Origin of the sequence: Tritonibacter scottomollicae, from assembly GCF_003003215.1 — a bacterium.
Taxonomy (GTDB): domain Bacteria; phylum Pseudomonadota; class Alphaproteobacteria; order Rhodobacterales; family Rhodobacteraceae; genus Epibacterium; species Epibacterium scottomollicae.
Map to the genome: position 1 here is coordinate 79,166 of NZ_PVUF01000002.1, position 20,071 is coordinate 99,236.

At 57.8% G+C, this 20,071-nt stretch carries 16 protein-coding genes; 7 read left to right on the plus strand and 9 right to left on the minus strand.

The genetic code is table 11. From position 1 onward, the window contains the following. The first annotated feature begins 31 nt into the window (after window positions 1-31). The 4 genes from CLV89_RS04285 (at window position 32) to CLV89_RS04300 (ending at window position 3,694) form a co-directional block, all read left to right on the plus strand. Window positions 32-880 (plus strand): flagellin N-terminal helical domain-containing protein, encoded by an 849-nt coding sequence (locus tag CLV89_RS04285; RefSeq protein ID WP_106162410.1) that lies wholly within the window; start codon window positions 32-34, stop codon window positions 878-880. An 86-nt stretch (window positions 881-966) separates the two neighbouring features. After that, a complete protein-coding gene (flaF, locus tag CLV89_RS04290; protein WP_106162411.1) occupies window positions 967-1,338 on the plus strand; it encodes a flagellar biosynthesis regulator FlaF in 372 nt (123 codons plus the stop codon). A gap of 2 nt (window positions 1,339-1,340) precedes the next feature. Next, window positions 1,341-1,745: a flagellar biosynthesis repressor FlbT gene (flbT, locus tag CLV89_RS04295; RefSeq protein ID WP_106162412.1), complete on the plus strand. Its 405-nt coding sequence runs from the start codon at window positions 1,341-1,343 to the stop codon at window positions 1,743-1,745. After that, complete coding sequence (locus CLV89_RS04300; RefSeq protein ID WP_106162413.1) at window positions 1,742-3,694, plus strand: DUF1217 domain-containing protein; 1,953 nt, start codon at window positions 1,742-1,744, stop codon at window positions 3,692-3,694. Before flbT ends, CLV89_RS04300 begins: the two co-directional genes overlap by 4 nt. Before the next feature lie 576 nt (window positions 3,695-4,270). Here CLV89_RS04300 and CLV89_RS04305 read toward each other — a convergent pair. From CLV89_RS04305 to secA, 3 genes are all read right to left on the minus strand, one after another. After that, window positions 4,271-5,824, minus strand: a complete 1,554-nt coding sequence (locus tag CLV89_RS04305) for a phosphate ABC transporter substrate-binding/OmpA family protein (protein ID WP_106162414.1) — start codon at window positions 5,822-5,824, stop codon at window positions 4,271-4,273. Between the two features lie 23 nt (window positions 5,825-5,847). Continuing rightward, complete coding sequence (locus CLV89_RS04310) at window positions 5,848-6,486, minus strand: hypothetical protein (protein WP_243394929.1); 639 nt, start codon at window positions 6,484-6,486, stop codon at window positions 5,848-5,850. A gap of 390 nt (window positions 6,487-6,876) precedes the next feature. Continuing rightward, complete coding sequence (gene secA / locus CLV89_RS04315) at window positions 6,877-9,570, minus strand: preprotein translocase subunit SecA (protein WP_106162416.1); 2,694 nt, start codon at window positions 9,568-9,570, stop codon at window positions 6,877-6,879. A 177-nt stretch (window positions 9,571-9,747) separates the two neighbouring features. Here secA and CLV89_RS04320 point away from each other — a divergent pair, with 177 nt between their 5' ends. The 3 genes from CLV89_RS04320 to mutT are packed head-to-tail and all read left to right on the plus strand — an operon-like array spanning window position 9,748 to window position 12,273. Further along, window positions 9,748-10,599, plus strand: a complete 852-nt coding sequence (locus CLV89_RS04320) for a peptidylprolyl isomerase (protein WP_106162417.1) — start codon at window positions 9,748-9,750, stop codon at window positions 10,597-10,599. A gap of 34 nt (window positions 10,600-10,633) precedes the next feature. Continuing rightward, a complete protein-coding gene (gene argJ / locus CLV89_RS04325) occupies window positions 10,634-11,860 on the plus strand; it encodes a bifunctional glutamate N-acetyltransferase/amino-acid acetyltransferase ArgJ (RefSeq protein WP_106162418.1) in 1,227 nt (408 codons plus the stop codon). 2 nt (window positions 11,861-11,862) lie between these two features. After that, window positions 11,863-12,273: an 8-oxo-dGTP diphosphatase MutT gene (gene mutT, locus CLV89_RS04330; protein ID WP_106162713.1), complete on the plus strand. Its 411-nt coding sequence runs from the start codon at window positions 11,863-11,865 to the stop codon at window positions 12,271-12,273. A 277-nt stretch (window positions 12,274-12,550) separates the two neighbouring features. Here the strand turns inward: mutT and infB are convergent, their stop codons facing one another. The 6 genes from infB to pip all read right to left on the minus strand — a co-directional run bounded on the left by infB (window position 12,551) and on the right by pip (window position 20,056). Beyond that, entirely contained in the window at window positions 12,551-15,055 is a 2,505-nt protein-coding gene (gene infB, locus CLV89_RS04335) for a translation initiation factor IF-2 (RefSeq protein ID WP_106162419.1), read from the minus strand. A gap of 8 nt (window positions 15,056-15,063) precedes the next feature. After that, a complete protein-coding gene (locus CLV89_RS04340; RefSeq protein ID WP_106162420.1) occupies window positions 15,064-15,681 on the minus strand; it encodes an RNA-binding protein in 618 nt (205 codons plus the stop codon). A gap of 28 nt (window positions 15,682-15,709) precedes the next feature. Further along, window positions 15,710-17,326, minus strand: a complete 1,617-nt coding sequence (nusA, locus tag CLV89_RS04345) for a transcription termination factor NusA (RefSeq protein WP_106162421.1) — start codon at window positions 17,324-17,326, stop codon at window positions 15,710-15,712. After that, window positions 17,326-17,937, minus strand: a complete 612-nt coding sequence (gene rimP / locus CLV89_RS04350; protein ID WP_106162422.1) for a ribosome maturation factor RimP — start codon at window positions 17,935-17,937, stop codon at window positions 17,326-17,328. The genes nusA and rimP overlap by 1 nt, the downstream gene beginning before the upstream one ends. Window positions 17,938-18,221: 284 nt before the next feature. Further along, window positions 18,222-19,079 (minus strand): ABC transporter substrate-binding protein, encoded by an 858-nt coding sequence (locus tag CLV89_RS04355; RefSeq protein ID WP_106162423.1) that lies wholly within the window; start codon window positions 19,077-19,079, stop codon window positions 18,222-18,224. Continuing rightward, on the minus strand, window positions 19,076-20,056 hold the full coding sequence (pip, locus tag CLV89_RS04360; RefSeq protein WP_106162424.1) for a prolyl aminopeptidase: 981 nt from the start codon (window positions 20,054-20,056) through the stop codon (window positions 19,076-19,078). Before pip ends, CLV89_RS04355 begins: the two co-directional genes overlap by 4 nt. Window positions 20,057-20,071 lie beyond the last annotated feature (15 nt).

The following is a 20,071-nucleotide window of genomic DNA, read 5'->3' on the forward strand; positions in this document are numbered from 1 at the left end:
TAAAGTGCCCTAACTCAAAGGAACTTATGCTATGTCCAGCATTCTGACGAACAATGGCGCAATGGTTGCACTTCAGACTCTCAAGTCTGTGAATGACGACCTGAACGAAACTCAAAAATCCATCTCCACCGGTAAGGAAATCGGCGTCGCAAAAGACAACGCAGCCGTCTGGGCGATTTCCAAGACCATGGAATCCGATATCGCTGGCTTTGAAGCCATCGAAGAAGGTCTGTCCATCGGCGAGGCAACTGTTGCCGTTGCATCCGCAGGGGCAGAGCAGATCGTTGAGAAGCTCACCGAAATTAAGGAGCTGGTCGTTTCCGCTCAATCTGAAAACGTTGACCACGGCAAAATTCAGGACGACATCAGCTCTAAGGTCGATCAGGTTACAGCGATCATCTCGGCGGCTCAATTCAACGGTGCAAACCTGCTGGCCGACGATGTGGATGGCAATGGCGCGACCAATGTTGGCGTTCTTGCATCCCTTGACCGCGTCGGCGCAGGCGGCGCAGTGACTGCGGTGGAGATCACGATCGCCTCCGTCAACTTCGAGTCCAACCTCGATCTCTCTTCGTCGCTGACTACAATCACAGATACCGCCACTGCATCCTCTGCGCTTGCAGAAATCGAAACCTTCCTACAGACCGCTATCACCGGTGCCGCTGCGCTGGGTGCTGATTCAGCACGCCTCGACGATCAGTCCGAATTCGTTGGCAATCTGGTCGACTCGATGACTATGGGCGTTTCGACCATGACCGACACCAACATGGAAGAAGCCTCCGCACGACTGAGCGCTCTGCAGACCCAGCAAGAACTCGCGGTTCAATCGCTGACCATCGCGAACGAAGCGCCGGGCGCGCTGCTCCAACTCTTCCGCTAACAGGCTACCGGTCAGGGCGCATGATCGCGCCCTGACCACCTTACTTCTCTGAGAATCAGTGAATAACTAATACGTTAGGATAACACGTGAATGCCCTTCTAAAGGCGAAGAGCGCCTACGCGGCGGCAAAAGCCCCTACCCGCACCGCACGAAACACCGAATATGAGATCCTTGCACGTATCACGCATCGGATGATCGCGGCGAATAGCAAGGGATCGGACGGCTTCAAAGAGCTCGTTGCAGCAGTTTCCGACAATCGTAAACTCTGGGCGCTCTTCACTTCGGATTTGGCCAAGGATGGCAACAAACTGCCAGTCGAGTTGAAACAACGCCTGTTTCATCTGGCCCGCTTCACGCGTGAACACAGCAGCAAGGTCCTGGCTCGCAAGGCTTCGGTCCAGCCGCTAGTAGAAATCAACACGGCCATCATGCGTGGCCTCAGAAGCGGAGCGTCCTGAAAATGAGTGGATTGGTCCTTAAACTCGCACCAAAAGAGCGTGTCTTGGTCAACGGAGCAGTGATCGAGAACGGAGATCGCCGCAGTCGCCTGTCGATCGTCACACCCGACGCGCATATCCTGCGCCTCAGGGATGCGATCCATCCTGAGCAAGCGAATACACCGGTACGTCGGGTATGCTATTCAGCACAGCTGGTTTTGTCTGGCGATATCGACCCAGAGGAAGATCGCCTGCCAATGTTGCGTCGCATCGAGGAGCTGAGTCAGGTCTTCACCGACCCGGACAGCCGCGCGGCCTTGTCAGAGGCAACTGAAGCAGTGATCAGCAACAACCATTATCGCTGCCTCAAGGCCTTACGTGCCTTGCTGCCGCGAGAGGAACGGCTCATGGCCGTAAGATCACAATGACTTTCACTCCGCTCATTCCATCATCTGGGGTTGCGGGCTGGAATTTTCTGCAATCGACCTACGACCGGCAATATGACGCCTTTGTTCAGTCTGGTCAGTTAAAGAACGAGAGCGAGTACTTTGCCGAGGAGATCGGCAAAGTCACTTCTAGTGATGACCTTCTCAATGACCGCCGCCTGCTTCAGGTGGCGGTTAAGGCGTTTGGTCTCGAAGAGGAGATCAATTACCGTGCGCTTCTGCAGCGTGCGCTGAACGAGGGCACCTCTGCCAAAGACGCGCTTGCGAACACGATGAACGACGAGCGCTATGTCGAATTTTCGAATGCATTTGGGTTTGGTCCTGGCCAATCTCCCATGACCAGCGACAGCAAGGCCATGGAAGCGGTGGTCAACAAATTCCAATCGGCCTCTTTCGAGGAAGCGGTGGGCGAAGTTGATGAGACCATGCGCACAGCTCTATTTGCCAAACGCGCAATGCTCGAGGTTTTTGGCGAGCCTGATGAAAACGATTTTTCACAACTCAGCGTCAAGGAAAGAGCCCTGCGCGAATTTGATCTTTCAATGAAAGAGATCAACGGAGCGATAGACGATGTTCCGGGCGTTACCTCGGTTCAGGATCAGTGGGAAGACATTATTCAGCGAGATACGTTGACAGATTTTTTCAACACGACCTTGCGCATGCCGGCCGCCGCATCGGGCCTTGAAGACGATGAGCTTATCCAAGCATATCAGGACCGTGCAAAGATCGTGTTCGGAACTGACGACCCCACTGTCTTCTTCTCCGCCGAAAACAAGGACGTGCTTGTCGCCGCCTATAAGACACGCGCGACCGTCGATGGCGATCTGCCGGAAGACATAGCAAAAACCGCCCAACTCGCGGATCAGATATTGGGACAGATGGTGGCCCGAGACGCCGCCCTCAATGAAGAGTGGGACTATATTTCTCGTCAGGAACCGCTGGTAGATTTCATGAAAATCACGCTGGAACTGCCCGACAATATCGAGTCCCTAAAGACCAGTGACGCGATGCGCGTATACCGGGAAAAGGCTATCGAAGTGTTTGGGACTGATGACCCCAATGTCTTTGCCGATGCCGGGAACCTCGACAACATAATGGATATCTACCGCGAAAAAGCAGCCGAATCTGGCATGCGAAATGGCGAAATCTCGGCAAACTTGCGAACAGCTGAAACGATCCTGAAATTCTCTTTCAGTGAGAACGACGTCGTCGACGACGATAGCTTAGCGGCCTCTGAGACCGCAAAGATCGATGCAGGCTGGTACAGTATCATGGGGCAGACCGGTGTGCCGAGGTTCCTGCAAACCGCTTTGGATGTGAATACGGCCCTCGCACCAGATCAGACCTTTGATGAACTGACTATTGAAGAGCAGCTTGCCATCTACAAAGACAAGGCGGTTGAGCTTTTCGAAACTGATGACCTGAGCGAGCTGACGGGCCCCTATCAGATGAGCACGCTCAGTGATGCATATCGCACCAATGCAGAAGCGGCAGGCGAAAGCGAATTTTTCATCACCTACTATTCGCAAATCGCCGAACGTGAGTTGAACGGGCTGTTCCAGAGCGATGAAAGTGATGCAGACCAAGAGTTTGAGGACGCGCTTGAAGAACTGCGCACGATGAATGACGAGGACAAGGGGCCCAGTGCGAGCTCGCAATGGTTTACCATCATGGGCCAGCAAGCCATGACCGACTTCATGCAAGTGGCACTTGGGTTGCCGAAAGAGGTAACCCAGATGGACATTGACAAGGCGGTCGATGTCTACAAGCGCAAAGCCCAGGAAGTCCTTGGTACCGACAAGCCTTCTGAGTTCATCGCTGGCGACAAAATGGACGATCTGGTCAATCGCTACCTCACGCGCTCGCAAATGAACGATATAAACGGCGGCTACAGCTCGGGCAGCGCTGCATTGATGATGCTACGAAGTTGATGCGCTGCCGTTACATAGGAAAGCGCCTCGGGACCCGGGGCGCTTTTCAGGTTAACGCAATGATGCTGAGCCGACACTGTTCTGACCATATGGCTGGGCGTATTGCCAGGGCTGGAGTTCACTGATCGGTCTTTTCGATGAAAACTAACAATGTCGATGAGCATCCAGGTCAGATAACCGTGCGAAGTGAACCCGTTAAGTCTACAGATTTTTATGACCGAGGCTATGAAGTCCCAGTCCTACGCCGAGGCTTCTTGACCTAAGAAAAGACTGTCTTGGCAACCGATGGCGATGGGCCGAATGGTGCGTTCAACGGTACTGTGAGTCAACTCGACCAGTCGATCTGTTAAATCAGGACAGCCTGTCCCAATTTTCTGAGATATATTTGATGGTGCCACCGCTTTGGCGGGGCATTGCGGAACACACGCAGCGGTTTTCAATTCCATGCGGGCGCCATCCGCCATTGCTGTTATTAGGTAGCTCGTTTTTTAAAGTCGGAGCTATATGATTGCTTGGACGTTTTTCTTGCCGATGACTACCGAAGTGTATTGCCCCGGCCAAACGCGCGGGGCCTATCTATTTCACCCAGACTTCAACGCGCCTATTCGCCTGCCGACCCCATGCGCTGTTGTTGCAGGCGATCGGTAGAGTCTCACCATAGGCTTCGGTTTCGAGAAAGATACGATCCAGGTTTGCAGTTTCCGCTGCGCGCTCCACAGCTTGCCGCACAACCTCGGCGCGTTTGAGTGAGATGGCCCGATTGGTATCGGCGGGACCTTCACCATCTGAGAAACCGACAAAGACCATACGCTTGCCATCATATACACCCGCCTCAAGTTCTCTGGCGAGCAGGTCCACGTTGTTGCGAGACTGCGCGTCAGGCCGGGAAGAGCCGGTTTCGAACCGAAAAGAGGTCGTCAGACGCTGCAGGCCATCCAGACCGGAAATCATGCGTTGCAACTCTTCTAAGGGAGTGTCTTCGCCCGCAGCCTTGATCGCGTTGCTGAGACGCTCGCCCTGAGCCGCAAGTGGGATACGCTCGGCAGCCTGATCGACGAAACCGGCGCGGCGAATAACTATCTGTGCCGCCGGGCCGCGCACATAGGTCAGAAAGTCCCGCGCGACCCGTGGCAACCGATGCGCTGGCAAATAAAGAAACATCGGTGCGGTCAGCGGATAGTCCTCGGTCTTGATCGTTCGACGCCCCGCACTGAGAGAGAAACCGCAACTCCCGGTCAGCGTAAGTATTCTTGCCGTGCCGGTTTCAGAATAGCTGGCAATGCCAATTGCAAACGGATCCGTGGCCACAGTTCGCACCAGAGTATCGCTACGATCATGTCGCCGGATCTCTGCAGAGAGTGATAGGGCAGCGGGGGTCAACAACTTGTCCTCCACCGCCTGTGCCAAACCCGATCCCGCCACTGACAAATGGACCGTAATCGGTGCGTCCGGGCCATCCAGTTCTTGCCAGTTGGTGATTTGTCCGGCGTAGATCTGTGCCAATTGAGGCAGGGAAATGCGCCGGACCGGATTGGTCGGTGCCACGATCGGAACCATCGCATCCAGGGCCAAAACCCGACCGCGGTTCGACACTGACATGTCGCCCATCCCGGCCTCTGTAGCGAGGATGTGTTCTGCCTCCCGAATCTCCCGCAGAGCCATGACAATATCCGCCTGGTTCGCAAGGAGGTCAGCAAAACCTTCGTCAGTACTGCTGATATGGAAATTGAACCTCGCCGCCACGCGCCCATCCCGCAACAGCGTATATTCAAACTGCCGCGCATCATATTGTTCGCGCGCGGTCTGGAACCCGTTTCGCAGGGCAAAGCCCTCGATCAATGCCGGGAGAAGCACGTCCGCCATGGTTGATGACCCGGAAAACGTGAGTTCCGCGACATAATCCGACAGACTAGGACAACCCGGTCCATCACACCGCACACCCGATCCATCCACGGTCAGCTCGCCGAACTGAGTGTCCACGCGATAGAACTCGCCATCGAAGCCCAACAGGTTACCTGTCACCTCGATAGCACCATCGGGCGAGGACAGCGTCACGTCTTGTCCCAGAACCGGAAAGCTTGCGCCGAAAAAACAGAGTGCGGCGCAAACCGCCGCACGAAAATAGCTCATGAGAAATCCCGGTGTCGTCCCCGTCAGTTGGCGGCGATTTTCAGACTTTCGACGAGATTATTCAACACCAGAAAATCACCAACGGCAGAACATTCCGGAATGTTCAGGGTCAGATCCCGTGTCTGCAAGCGGTCCCCGCGATATTCCATCAGTTGCGCATCGATCAAGCGGTCGCAGTTGAGAGCAGTGATCTCCGCTTCGATCGATACGGAAACTGCTCCAGTCCCAGCATCCTTTGGCAGCGTGTAAACTTCGACACGCTGTGCCGCAATCTGATCTGAGTCCCCTAAAGACAGAACCTGCCCCGCAGCAAAACTTGCCTCAGATCCTTTCCACACGTGGCCCGGCTCGCCATAGGTGGCGCCAAACTCCAGCGCGTGGACCTCAAGGCCACTCTCGCCCTGCCATTGCAGAACAACACGCTCCACAGTGTCGAGATCATCGACGGTAACAACCGCGTCGAGATCCCGCCCGGACGCAAAATCCGCGATCACCACCGCGCGCGATACGAGGGCCGGAACAACGCCAGAGAACTTTCCCTCTGCATCCAAAGCATGGGTTATCATTACCCCGCCATGGTGCAGCGTAAATCGCTCGCCCGCGCGACAGGGCGCGCTGAGGTCAACCTGAAGCAGCGCATCAGGACGCGCTGACAGCAGCATGACCCCATCACAGCTCGACATTTCTGCACGAACGTCATCCGCACTGGATTGAGGCGACCGTTCAAGCGGTCTCGCCGAGGTGAAAGCGACATCTTGAAAGACGAGCTTTCCCGTTTCCGGTTCTGCCGGCAAGGCGGCTGGTCCTGAGGACTGCGCCTCCGCCGTTGCGCGTTGCAAGTCCGCGGTTTGCTGCATGTACAAACCGGTCCCCAATGCGCAAACGGCGGTAGCCGCGACGATCAGGACTGTCACTCGTGTACCCATACAAACTCTCCTCACCTCAAAAGGTTAAGGAATGGTATCGAGCGAAGGCGGCCAGACTGTGGCAAGCACCGGGACAGAACACGGCCATTGCCACAGTCTTTAATCGTTTTTGCCAATTCGGTGGGTTTAACCCAACTTTCCATGACAGTGCTTAAACTTCTTGCCGGATCCACAGGGGCATTTGTCGTTCCGCGACGGGTTCCCCCAGGTGCTTGGATCAGATTCGACGAATCCCGCACGTGGCTCTTCTGCAAGCGGCTCCTCCGCTGGTGCAGCGGCCTGCTGCGCCGCAGACTGACGTGCGGCCATTTGCATCATCATTTCACGCTGTTCGTCTTCGCTCAGCGGGCGCACGCGGGACAATTGCTGCGTGACAGCTTCCCGTAGCGAATCGAGCATCGTCTCGAACAGCTGGAAGCTTTCGTTCTTGTACTCGTTCAGCGGATCGCGCTGCGCATAGCCCCGGAAACCCACGACGGAGCGCAAATGTTCGAGAGTCAGCAGGTGTTCGCGCCATTTGGCGTCGATCGCTTGCAACAGAACCTGTTTCTCGATGTTGCTCATGCCTTCTTCGCCAAAGGCCTCGACTTTTTCGGCCATCAGCTTGTCGGATGCTTCGACCAGACGCTCACGGATTTGTTCATCATCGACACCCTCTTCGGCTGCCCATTCGACAACCGGGACGTCAATGCTGAGCTTGTCCTTTACGTCTTCGTGCAGACCTTCGGTATCCCATTGGTCGGCATAGGTCTTGGGCGGCATATACGTGTCGATCAGATCGTCGATAACCTCGTGACGCATGTCGGTGACGATTTCATGGGTATCGTCAGAGGCCATGATCTCGCGCCGCTGAGCAAAGACCACCTTGCGCTGGTCGTTCATCACGTCATCAAACTTCAGCACGTTCTTGCGCATGTCGAAGTTGCGGCCCTCGACCTTGGCCTGGGCACGTTCCAGCGACTTGTTCACCCAAGGGTGCACGATCGCCTCGCCTTCCTGCATGCCGAGGCCGGACAAAAGCTTGTCCAAGCGCTCGGAGCCAAAGATCCGCATCAGATCATCCTCGAGGCTGAGGTAGAAACGGGTGCGGCCCGGGTCCCCCTGACGGCCGGATCGACCGCGCAGCTGGTTGTCGATGCGGCGGCTTTCGTGACGCTCGGAAGCCATCACGAACAGACCACCGGCGTCCAACACCTTCTGTTTCTCTTCCGCGTGCTTGGCTTCTTCGTCTGCACGCAAAGCCGCCGGATCTGCGTCCGGGTTGGCCTCCAGCGCTTCCATCACCTTCAGATCGACATTCCCGCCGAGCTGAATATCGGTGCCGCGACCGGCCATATTGGTGGCGATGGTGACCGCAGCGTAGCGCCCGGCTTCGGCAACGATCTTGGCTTCCTGCTCGTGGTGACGGGCGTTCAGCACGTTGTGCGCGATGCCTTCCTCCTGCAGCAGATTGCTCAGCAGATCGGATTTCTCGATAGAGGTCGTACCCAGAAGGACCGGTTGACCCTTCTCATGCGCAACCTTGGCGTCCGCGATCATCGCTGCGTATTTCTCGGTGGCGGTGCGATAGACCTGATCGTCCTCATCCACACGGGCAATAGGCCGGTTGGTCGGCACGGCGACGGCGCCAAGACCATAGATTTCGGCAAATTCCTCTGCTTCGGTCATTGCAGTGCCGGTCATGCCCGACAGCTTGCTATAGAGACGGAAGTAGTTCTGGAAAGTGACCGATGCCAGCGTGGTATTTTCAGGCTGGATCTGTGTGCCTTCTTTTGCCTCGATCGCCTGATGCAGGCCATCCGAAAGGCGGCGACCAGGCATCATACGGCCAGTGAACTCATCGATCAGAACCACATTCCCGTCACGCACGATGTAGTCTTTGTCGCGCTGGAACAGTTTGTGCGCGCGCAGCGCCTGATTGACGTGATGCACCACGGTGGTGCTCTCTGGATCGTAAAGGCTTGCGCCCTCTTCCAGCAGACCGGCCTGCAGCAGCGACTGTTCAAGGAACTCGTTACCGTCGTCGGTAAAGGTCACGCCGCGTGTTTTTTCGTCGATCTCAAAGTGTTCATCGTCCAGCGTCGGGATCAGCTTGTCGATGGTTTCATACAGCTCAGAGCGATCTTCAGCCGGGCCAGAAATGATCAGCGGTGTGCGCGCCTCGTCGATCAGGATCGAGTCCACCTCATCAACGATCGCAAAGTTGTGGTGCTTCTGAAACACCTGATCCAGCGAGGGCTTCATATTGTCCCGCAGGTAGTCGAAACCCAGCTCGTTGTTGGTGGCGTAGGTCACATCGCACTGATAGGCGGCCATCTTCTCCGCCTCGGGCTGATTGGAATAGATCACCCCGGTGGTCATACCCAGCGCGTCGAACACCTTGCTCATCCACTCGCTGTCGCGTTTGGCGAGATATTCGTTCACCGTGACCACATGCACACCCTTGCCGGTGAGCGCGTTGAGATAGGCCGGAAGGGTCGCAACAAGCGTTTTGCCTTCCCCGGTCTTCATCTCGGAAATGTTACCTTGATGCAGGAAGATGCCACCCATCAACTGGGTGTCGAAGGCCCGCAGACCAAGCGCCCGGCGGGCAGCCTCACGTGCGTTGGCAAAGGCTTCGGGCAGAAGGTCGTCCAGACTTTCACCAGCGAGAGCCCGCTTACGCAGATCCTCGGTCTTATCCCTCACCTCCTGGTCACTCATCGCCTCGAACTCAGGCTCCAGCGCGTTGATTTTTGCAATCAGCGGCCGTGTCGCCTTGATTTTGCGGTCATTCGGCGTGCCGAAGACCTTTTTGGCGAGAGTTCCGATACCCAGCATGTGCGCTCCAAAAGTCCTGTTCACGGCCTTGTTTAGCGGCAGGCTTGCCCGCCGTGTTCTCAACCCATAAACAATGGTGGAAAGACGGTCCTGCCGCAGGCCTTATGGCGATGTAAGGGGCAGGAAAATAAGTGTCAACGCCGCGACCCGTCGCGGCACCAAGATAGGATAGTTTCCATGCGCAAAGGTCTCACTTTTTTGCAAAGCGTCGTGGCCGCCACAGTTTTTGGCCTCGCGATCCCCGCATATGCCGATCAAAACGCACAGACCGTCGTCGCAAAGGTGAACGGCGAAGAGATCACGGTAGGTCACATGATCGTCGCGCGCTCCAAATTGCCAGCGCAATACCAAAGCCTGCCGGATGATGTTCTGTTCAAGGCTCTGCTGGATCAGCTGGTCCAGCAAACCACGCTGAAACAGCAGCTGCACGGTGAAGTTCCCGAACGCGTCCGTCTTTCTGTGGAAAACGAGCAACGCTCTCTGCTGGCCTCTGAGGTGATCGAAGCGATCATGGAAAGCTCCCAGTCTGAGGATGCGATCCGTGACGCTTATGACGCGCGCTATTCCACCGGGGATGGCGGAGACGAATTCGACGCCGCGCATATTCTGGTTGAGACGGAAGAAGAAGCCAACGAAATCAAAAGTCAGCTGGACGAGGGTGCAGATTTCGCCGCCTTGGCAAAGGAATCATCAACCGGCCCATCCGGCCCAAATGGTGGTGCACTGGGTTGGTTCACCAACGGTCAGATGGTGCCGGAGTTTGAAGAGGCCGTCATGGATTTGCGTGCCGGCGGTGTGTCCGAACCTGTGAAAACCCAGTTCGGGTGGCATGTGATCAAGCTCAACGAGCGCCGCAAGCTGGAGGCCCCGGAGTTTGACGAGGTGCGGGATGAGATCGCGCAGGAACTCTCGGTTCAGGCCGTGGAGGATCGCGTCAGCCAACTGACGGCGAACGCGACCATTGAACGCCCCGTGATCGACGATCTGGACCCGTCCATCCTGCGCGATATGAGCCTGATCAACAACTGATCTCCTTCTGCCTTTCTGAAACTGGAAATCCAAGATGGCAAAATCTCTGCCCCGTTCTCCGCTCGCCCCAGCCGAGTTTCCCGCCTTGCCCGCGATTGGTGGCGTGCGTTTCGCCGCCGCCGCTGCGGGGGTGAAGTATCAGGGTCGTACCGACGTTATGCTTGCGGTCATGGACCCCGGCACGTCGGTTGCGGGCGTGTTTACCCGCTCTGCGACGCGCTCAGCACCGGTTCTGGACTGCCAGGAAAAGCTTGGCGGGGGAACGGATCAAGGGGCTGCCATTTTGGTGAACTCCGGCAATTCCAACGCTTTTACTGGGCACTATGGCCAATCCTCCGTCGCGGAAATCACCGCGGCGGTTGCGGCGCTCACCAACCTGCCGCAAACGCGTATTTTCACCGCATCGACAGGTGTCATTGGTGAACCCCTGCCTCATGATCGGATCGTTGTGAAACTCGACGAGCTGAACGCGGGTCTGTCTGATACCGAAATGAAGGCCGCCGCCGAAGCGATCATGACAACGGATACCTTCGCCAAAGGCGCCTCCACCACGGTGGAGATTGATGGCAAACCTGTGCAGATTGCCGGTATCGCCAAGGGATCCGGCATGGTCGCGCCCGACATGGCAACGATGCTGGTCTATATCTTTACAGATGCCGCCTACGAACAAGCGAGCCTGCAGGCGCTACTCTCTGCCCAGAATGAAACCTCCTTTAACTGCATCACGGTCGACAGCGACACCTCGACCTCGGACAGTCTGATGCTCTGCGCAACGGGTGCGTCGGGTGTGGATGCGACCGGTAACGCAGACTTCGCCAAGGGACTGAGAACTGTCATGCTCGACCTTGCACATCAGGTTGTGCGTGACGGCGAAGGCGCGACAAAATTTGTTGAAATTCAGGTGACCGGTGCCGCAACCGATGCCGACGCCAAGATCCACGGTTTGACGATCGCAAATTCGCCGCTGGTGAAGACGGCCATCGCTGGCGAGGATCCCAATTGGGGCCGTGTTGTCATGGCCATCGGAAAATCCGGTGCCAAAGCGGACCGCGATCTCCTGTCGATCTCTTTCGGCGATGTTCTGGTGGCCGAAAACGGTTGGGTCGCCCCCACCTACAAGGAAGAACAGGGAGCTGCAGAAATGCAAAAGGCAGAGATCGCGATCAAAGTTGATCTCGGCCTCGGGGATGGAACGTCGACCGTCTGGACCTGTGACTTGACCCACCAGTACATCACCATCAATGCAGATTACCGCTCATGACCATGACCCAAGGCAAAAAGGTGGTACTGGTTTCAGCAGTCGCCCTGATCGATGTGGAGGGCCGTATCCTCTTGGCGCAACGCCCTGAGGGCAAGTCCATGGCAGGCCTGTGGGAGTTTCCCGGCGGCAAGCTGGAGCCCGGCGAAACACCGGAAGAGGCCCTGATCCGCGAATTGCAGGAAGAGCTCGGCATCAACACCTGGTCAAGCTGCCTCGCGCCGCTGACGTTTGCCAGCCACAGCTACGAAACCTTCCATCTGCTGATGCCACTCTTTGCCTGCCGAAAGTGGGAAGGCATTCCGCAGGCGCGCGAAGGTCAGGTTCTGAAATGGGCACGAGCGCAGGAGCTGCGCGACTATCCGATGCCTCCCGCGGACATTCCGCTGATCCCTATCCTGCGCGATTGGCTCTGACTGAAGACACCAGCGTTCAAAGATTGCTCCACGATCACGACATGCACCCAGCCCTGCGATCCGCATAGCTGGGTGTTGTTGTATCCGCGGTGCGACCGTCCCAGGGTGCCAGTGCGTTAGGTTCAGTCAAGAAGCGGCTGGAACAAGGTGGAAGTACGAACAACTGCGTGAGCGTCTCTGCGCGCATAGTGAATACAGTGCTAGGTTCCTTCACCCTCGCAAGAAAAAGCCCCGACCTTTGCAGGCCAGGGCTTTAAAATTCTCAGGTGACCTTAGGTCAGTCGAGGGTACGGGTCACTTCCACACGCTCGAAGATCTCGATCACATCCTTCGGACGGATGTCTTCGTAGTTCTCGAAGGCCATACCGCATTCTTGACCGGACTGAACCTCTGCCACTTCGTCCTTAAAGCGCTTGAGGGTCTTCAGAGTACCCTCGTGGATCACCACGTTGTCACGCAGCAGGCGAACACCTGCGGAGCGGCGTGCGACACCTTCGGTGACCAGACAGCCAGCAACCTTGCCAACGTTGGAAACCTTGAAGACGTCCTTGATCTCGGCATAACCGATGAAGTTCTCTTTGATCTCCGCAGAGAGCAGGCCAGAGGCTGCCGCCTTCACATCATCCACCAGATCATAGATCACCGAATAGTAACGGATCTCCACACCCTTCTGGTTGGCAGTGTTGCGCGCAGACGCATTGGCACGAACGTTGAAGCCCATGACCGGCGCACCCGAGGCCTCGGCAAGACCGATATCGGTCTCGGTGATCGCGCCAACACCGGAGTGCAGCACCCGCACGCGGACCTCGTCGTTGCCGATCTTCTCCATCGCCTGAACGATCGCTTCCGCAGAACCCTGCACATCCGCTTTGACCAGAATCGGCAGCTCGGAGACGGTTTCGTCATCCTTGGCCTTCTGCATCAGCTGTTCCAGCGTTGTCGCGGCACCGGCGGCGGCACGTTTGTCCTTGGCCGCGTGCTCACGGTATTCCGCGATTTCGCGGGCCTGAGCCTCGGTCTCGGTCACGTTCAGCACGTCGCCCGCTTCGGGTGTTCCGTTCAGACCCAGAACCTCAACCGGCACCGAAGGTCCGGCTTCCTGGACGCGTTCACCCTTGTCGTTGATGAGCGCGCGGACCTTACCGTACTGCTCACCCACAACGAAGATGTCGCCCTGACGCAGGGTCCCTTTTTGAACCAGAACCGTAGCAACCGGACCGCGACCAACGTCAAGCTGAGCTTCGATCACAGCACCTTGAGCCGCCCGATCGGGGTTGGCTTTCAGTTCGAGAAGTTCAGACTGCAAAGCGATGGCTTCGAGCAGTTCATCAAGACCCTGACCGGTATGGGCAGAGACTTCGACGTCCTGAACCTCACCAGACATTGCTTCCACAATCACTTCATGCTGCAGCAGCTCTGTCCGGACCCGTGTCGCATCGGCGGCGGGTTTGTCGATCTTGTTGATCGCCACAATCATCGGCACACCGGCCGCCTTCGCATGGGCGATCGCCTCGATGGTCTGCGGCATGACCGAGTCATCGGCAGCAACCACCAAAACCACGATATCCGTGACCTGAGCACCACGCGAACGCATGGACGTAAAGGCCGCGTGGCCCGGTGTGTCGAGGAAGGACAGCACGGCACCGCTATCGGTGGTCACCTGATACGCACCGATGTGCTGGGTGATTCCGCCAGCTTCGCCGGACACAACCTTTGCATCACGGATCGCATCAAGCAGCGACGTCTTACCATGGTCAACGTGACCCATGATCGTGATGACCGGCGGACGCGATTCCAGATCGTCATCGGCGTCGATGATTTCCTTGATGACATCCTCGACGTCAGCGTCGGAAACACGGACCACCTTGTGGCCGAATTCCTCGATGATCAGCTCGGCGGTATCGGCGTCGATGGTCTGGTTTTGTGTGACCATCATGCCCATTTTCATCAGAGCCTTGACCACATCAGCCACGCGCTCAGCCATACGATTCGCCAGCTCGGATACCACAATGGCCTCCGGAAGCTGCACTTCACGAATGACCTTTTCGCGCTCGATCTGCCCCATGGCTTTCTGACGCGCACGCTCTTGCTTGCGCTTCATCGACGCGACGGAGCGTTGACGACCACCTTCGCCACCAGTTGCCTGGCTCAGCGTCAGCTTGCCGGAGCGACGGCCGCCATCATTGCGAACCTTGGTGCCACGACCACGTTCTTCACGCTCGCGTTCCGCTTTGCGCGGAGCTTGTGCCGCGGGCTTGGCTGCACCTGCAGGGCCGCGCGCTTCGGCAGGGGCACCGGCGGTCTTGTCGGCTTTCGGCGCAGCTTTCTCGGCAGCGGCACGCTTGGCGGCCTCTGCGTCTTCTTTGCGCTTGCGCTCTTCATCTTCTGCCTTTTGGCGGGCCCGCTCTTCAGCTTCGCGCTGTTCGCGTTCCTTCACCTCTTGCTCGGCACGGCGGCGCTCACGCTCTTCGGCGCGGGCCTTCTCCTCGGCTTCACGCTGGGCAGCCTCTTCGGATTCGCGGGCCTTGGCGGCCTGGAGCGCCTTCAGGCGACGTTCCATTTCCGCATCAGAAATTCCAGCAGGGCGCCGCGAAGCATCGCCGGCCGCAACGCCGCCGGCGCCGCCTTTGCCTGCGCCCGGCTTGGGGACAACCACGCGCTTACGCTTGGTTTCCACCACAACATTCTTGGTCCGACCGTGGCTGAAGCTCTGTTTAACGTTCCCGGGACGAGACCCGCTACCACGAAGACCCAATGTCTTTTTGCCGTCACTATCGCTCATAAAGCTCTTTATCCTTCCGTGCGGCCGTTGCCGCCCTTTTCGCGCAAACCCTGCAATCGCTGGGCTTCCTCTACAACACGTTGGCTGAGTCCACCAGAGGCGAGCGCGGCATGTATGACAGTTTCACGCCCAAAAGCCATCCCAAGCTCGTCCGCTGTCATGCATCCGATGTATTTGCCGCGATGCGGCGTGCTTAGTTTTGACTTACCTCGCCCGGATCCGTCAGAGGCTTGGATCAGAACCCGTGCCTCCTCTTTATCCAGCCAATCCTTGACCTTCTCATACCCCCCAACGGCGTCGCCCGACTTGCGAGCAAGGCTGATCAGATCAACAGTGCGGCGCAAAACTTGTCGCTCCACATCGTCAACCAGACCATCCTGAACCGTGACCTGCGCCTTGAAGCCGCGGGCGAAAAGTTTTTTCTTTACCGCCTGCGTCAGCGCATCGCGCGTCGCAGAGACATAGACGCCGCGACCGGGCAATTTCCCCATCACATCGGCAAAGACCTGATTGTCAGGCCCCAGCACGAAACGGATGAGCCCGGCTTTGGGCTCTGTCTCGCCAGTGGCGACACATTTCCGTTCCGGCCCGTCTGAACGGGATTTTTCTGCACCACCACGGGTCATTTACGTCTCCTGGGAGTCGGGAAGCCGATCAGGCTTCCACATCCCCTTCCACTTCTTCTTCGGGGTCTTCTGCATCCGCTTCAAGCTCGGCCGGGTCTACCCAGCCCAACATGATGCGGGCAGTCATCACCAGCTTTTGCGCCTCTTCCAGGCTCATGCCGAAGGGCTCAAGGATGCCTTCATCCTTCACCCGCTCACCATTGGCAGTGGTCCAGCCACCCGCAAGTTCCCAGTCAGCGCAAGTGGCAAAGTCGTCAACAGTCTTGACGTCGTCCTTGGCCAGCGCCTCCACCATCTGGGGTGTCAGGCCCTCAAAGTCAATAAGACTGTCCTCGGCACCCAGACTGCGGGCATTGTCCAGCGCCGCCTTGGCCTGCGCTTCGAGATAGTCTCGCGCCCGGGCTTGCAGCTCCTGGGCGGTGCCGTCGTCCACACCATCAATGACCAGAAGCTCGTCCAGCTCAACATAGGCAACCTCTTCGAGGTTGGTGAAGCCTTCTGACACCAGCAACTGGGCAAAGAACTCGTCCAGATCGAGGGTCTCCATGAACAATCCGGTCCGCGCCTCGAATTCCTTCTGACGGCGAGCTGATTCTTCCTCTTCAGTCATGATATCGATGTCGAGGCTGGTCAGCTGCGAGGCCAGACGCACGTTCTGACCGCGACGGCCAATGGCCAGGGACAACTGTTCGTCCGGAACCACCACTTCGATCTTGCCGGCTTCTTCGTCCAGAACCACCTTGGAAACCTCGGCAGGCTGCAGCGCGTTCACCAGGAAGGTCGGCTGATCCTCGTTCCACGGGATGATGTCGATTTTCTCGCCCTGCAGCTCGTTGACCACGGCCTGCACGCGGGAGCCGCGCATACCAACACAGGCGCCAACCGGATCGATGGAGCTGTCATAGGACACCACGGCGATCTTCGCGCGCGAGCCGGGATCACGGGCCACGGCCTTGATCTCGATGATGCCGTCATAGATTTCCGGCACTTCCATCTTGAACAGCTCGGCCATGAATTCCGGCGCGGTCCGGCTCAGGAAGATCTGCGGGCCGCGCGGCTCACGGCGCACGTCCTTGATAAAGCAGCGAATACGGTCGTTCGGGCGGTAGCTTTCGCGGCCGATCTTCTCGTTGCGGCGCAGGATACCCTCGCCAGAGCCAACGTCGACAATGACATTGCCGTATTCTTCACGCTTGACGAGACCATTGATGATGGTGCCGTTGCGGTCCTTGAATTCTTCGTACTGACGGTCCCGCTCGGCTTCACGCACTTTTTGCAGAATCACCTGCTTGGCGGATTGCGCGGCAATGCGGCCCATTTCGACCGGGGGAACTTCATCGACGATGGTATCACCGATCGTCGGGTTCTCCATGTATTGCTTTGCCTGCGCGACTGTCAGCTCAGCCTGATAGTTTTCCAGCTCCGCATCCTCGACCACGGTCCGGACGCGGGTGAAGGTCGCCTTGCCGGTCTTGCGGTCGATGGAGACACGAATGTCCATCTCGCTGCCGTAGCGGCTCTTGGCCGCACGGGCGAGGGATTCTTCCATCGCGTCGACGACCAGACCCGGGTCGATCATCTTCTCGCGCGCCACGGCCTCGGCGGTTTGCAACAGCTCCAGCTGGTTTGCAGAGGTGATAGCCATTACTCGTTCTCCTCTTCGGACCCTTTGGTCCCTTCTGCGGACCCTTCGGTCTCGATGTCGTCAAAGGCGTCGTCGTTCAATACGCCAGCGGCCTTGCGCTGACGCAGCATTTCCTTGATCAGATCGTCCGTCAGCACCAGTTTGGCATCGCTCAACCAGTCGAATTTCAAACCGATCGTCACGGTTTCGCCGTGCTCTTCGATGTTGATCAGGACTTCATCCCCTTCAACTCCGGCCAGCTCGCCCTTGAAACGGCGGCGGCCATCGATCAACTCAGCCGTTTCAAGTTTCGCTTCATACCCTTCGAACATGTCGAAGTCTTTCAGACGTGTCAGAGGCCGATCAATGCCGGGGCTCGAAACCTCGAGCGTATAGGCATCAAGAATTGGATCCTCGACGTCGAGTGTCGCGCTGATCGCGTTCGAGATCGCGGCACAGTCATCAACTTCGATACCGCCATCGGGACGGTCTGCCATGATCTGCATCGTGGTCATCTTTCCGGACATCAACCGGATACGCACCAGCTCATAGCCGAGATCCTCGATCACCGGGGTGATGATCTCGGCCAGGCGGCGGTCGATCGCAGCTTTGGCAATAAGATCGTTGGTCATCAGACCTCCAAACACAAAAAAACGGGCCGCGGCCCGTCGAAATTAATCGTTGGTACCTCAGGCCCAGAGCCCGACGCGCCGCTGTTGAGCGTGGATATACGCCCACACGCGCGGTTTTGCAACCCTTTCCTCCGGCGGCAAAGCTTAACTCTGCCCGAGGGGCGCTTACGCATCTCCCAATCAGGCAGGAGCGGGTGTCGAATCACCAGGTCTGATTGCCTTGAGGGCGTTCACGATGGATGCTGTCAGTCGGCGCATCTCTTTGGCTCGACGCAGATGTCAGATCACGCCATCCACCACCGCTCAGTGATGCGATGGTCATCCAAGGAGCCGCGGTTGGAAATACGCCGGGGCATGACGACATGCTGACCGGCTGCCAGCGCCATATCCCCCTCGGAAGGATGATAATTGAAACTGCCGCGCCCTCTCAGACCCTCTGGCGTTGGCAGGGAGGCAACATCCACAAAGCCATCGCGCAAGGCCTCGGCCCGAACGACCGCGTCTGAAATCACGATCAGATCCAACGCGTCAAACCAGCCGGCACTGCCGTCCTTGTAGTGTTGCTCTCTGCGGCGGGCCCGGAAGTGACGCCCATCTTGCGCGCGCTCAACCGCGTAAAGGCCTGTTCCCGTCATCGTCGCCAAGCTGGCCTGCACATCGCCGTCAGCGGCGATCACCAGACCCGTGTCGGCCAGCCGATAGGGCAAATGGGGGTTGCCTTCATCGAGCACAAATTCAATCGCGTCACCATCCTTCAGGGTCAGCGCACGTAGCCCTTCCAGACGCAGATCACCTCGCGATGCATGTGCCTCAAGCGAGGCGATCACATCGCTTGCCCTCAAAGGCAAACCATTGTGAAAGGACACGTCCTGCCGCAGCTTCACAATCCACCGCCGTGCGGAATCGTCACTGTGCCAGCCGGTTGCCAGTTCCCCCCGCAACAGACCGTCAGGCGCTACTTCCGTCAATTGATCATAGACCGCGCCACGGGCCACCCGCTCAAGGAGGCCCCCGTCGCGCGGCACTGCAAGGCGCAGCGTGCCGCCCCGGCGGGGCTGCTGCGCCAGACTGGTGCCCGTCGCCGCCAATAGCGCGGCGGCCGCACCGCTGGCAAAGAGAGCACGACGGTCCAGGCGCTTCATGTCGTCAGTTCCTCGGCCAGTTGGTCCATCGTCTTGACCAGCTCTGCGCTGATTCCAGGCTCCGACAGCGCGTGGCCTGCATTTCGCACCATGATCAGGTCGGAGTTCGGCCATTGCTTGTGAATATCGTATGCGGATTGCGGTGGGCAGATCATGTCATACCTCCCCTGCACGATGACGCCGGGAATATGCGCAATGCGCCCCATATTTGCAAGGATTTGACCATCCATATGCAGAAAGCCACCGTTCGAGAAATAGTGATTTTCCAACCGGGCGAAGGCCCGCGCGTAATCGCCGGGGCTCTCTCCCGACACGCCGTTCGAGTAAACGGACGCCAGCGCGTTTTCCCACGCTGACCACGCGCGTCCAAAGCGCACTTCTTCTTCGCGATCTCCCGAAAACAGGCGCCGATGATAGGCTGCGATCAAATCATCATGCTCGTCCTCGGGAACAAGCGCTGTGAACTTCTCCCAAGTCTCCGGCCAGAATTTGCCCGCGCCGCCCCCGTAGAACCATGCAAGTTCAGACTGCGTCATCAGGAAAACACCGCGCAGAATGAGGTGGCTAACCCGGTCAGGGTGCGTCTGAGCATAGACCAACGCCAGGGTCGCCCCCCAGCTGCCACCAAACACCATCCAGCTGTTGATCTCCAAGAGCTCGCGGATGAGCTCCATATCCGCCACCAGATGCCAAGTGGTATTGTCCTCGCAGGAGGCGTGCGGACGAGAGCGGCCACAACCCCGCTGATCAAACAGGATAATCCGGTAGACACTCGGATCAAAATACCGCCGCATCGCAGGGCTGGTGCCACCGCCGGGGCCGCCATGGCACACGATAACCGGCACGCCATCGGGATTTCCGGACTGCTCCAAATAGATCCGGTGCCCTTGGCCCACGTCCAGCATCCGCTGATCAAATGGCTCGATCGGCGGATAGAGAAACTGCACTGCGCGCTTTTGATCCGGGTATTTGTCCATTACTGACCTAACTAA

Bases quoted from the DNA above. Each gene is read 5' to 3' on its own strand.
- CLV89_RS04285 (WP_106162410.1), top strand. From the start codon at position 32: ATGTCCAGCATTCTGACGAACAATGGCGCAATGGTTGCACTTCAGACT.
- flbT (WP_106162412.1), top strand. From the start codon at position 1,341: ATGAGTGGATTGGTCCTTAAACTCGCACCAAAAGAGCGTGTCTTGGTC.
- CLV89_RS04300 (WP_106162413.1), top strand. From the start codon at position 1,742: ATGACTTTCACTCCGCTCATTCCATCATCTGGGGTTGCGGGCTGGAAT.
- CLV89_RS04305 (WP_106162414.1), bottom strand. From the start codon at position 5,824: ATGAGCTATTTTCGTGCGGCGGTTTGCGCCGCACTCTGTTTTTTCGGC.
- CLV89_RS04310 (WP_243394929.1), bottom strand. From the start codon at position 6,486: ATGCTGCTGTCAGCGCGTCCTGATGCGCTGCTTCAGGTTGACCTCAGC.
- secA (WP_106162416.1), bottom strand. From the start codon at position 9,570: ATGCTGGGTATCGGAACTCTCGCCAAAAAGGTCTTCGGCACGCCGAAT.
- CLV89_RS04320 (WP_106162417.1), top strand. From the start codon at position 9,748: ATGCGCAAAGGTCTCACTTTTTTGCAAAGCGTCGTGGCCGCCACAGTT.
- argJ (WP_106162418.1), top strand. From the start codon at position 10,634: ATGGCAAAATCTCTGCCCCGTTCTCCGCTCGCCCCAGCCGAGTTTCCC.
- mutT (WP_106162713.1), top strand. From the start codon at position 11,863: ATGACCCAAGGCAAAAAGGTGGTACTGGTTTCAGCAGTCGCCCTGATC.
- infB (WP_106162419.1), bottom strand. From the start codon at position 15,055: ATGAGCGATAGTGACGGCAAAAAGACATTGGGTCTTCGTGGTAGCGGG.
- CLV89_RS04340 (WP_106162420.1), bottom strand. From the start codon at position 15,681: ATGACCCGTGGTGGTGCAGAAAAATCCCGTTCAGACGGGCCGGAACGG.
- nusA (WP_106162421.1), bottom strand. From the start codon at position 17,326: ATGGCTATCACCTCTGCAAACCAGCTGGAGCTGTTGCAAACCGCCGAG.
- rimP (WP_106162422.1), bottom strand. From the start codon at position 17,937: ATGACCAACGATCTTATTGCCAAAGCTGCGATCGACCGCCGCCTGGCC.
- CLV89_RS04355 (WP_106162423.1), bottom strand. From the start codon at position 19,079: ATGAAGCGCCTGGACCGTCGTGCTCTCTTTGCCAGCGGTGCGGCCGCC.
- pip (WP_106162424.1), bottom strand. From the start codon at position 20,056: ATGGACAAATACCCGGATCAAAAGCGCGCAGTGCAGTTTCTCTATCCG.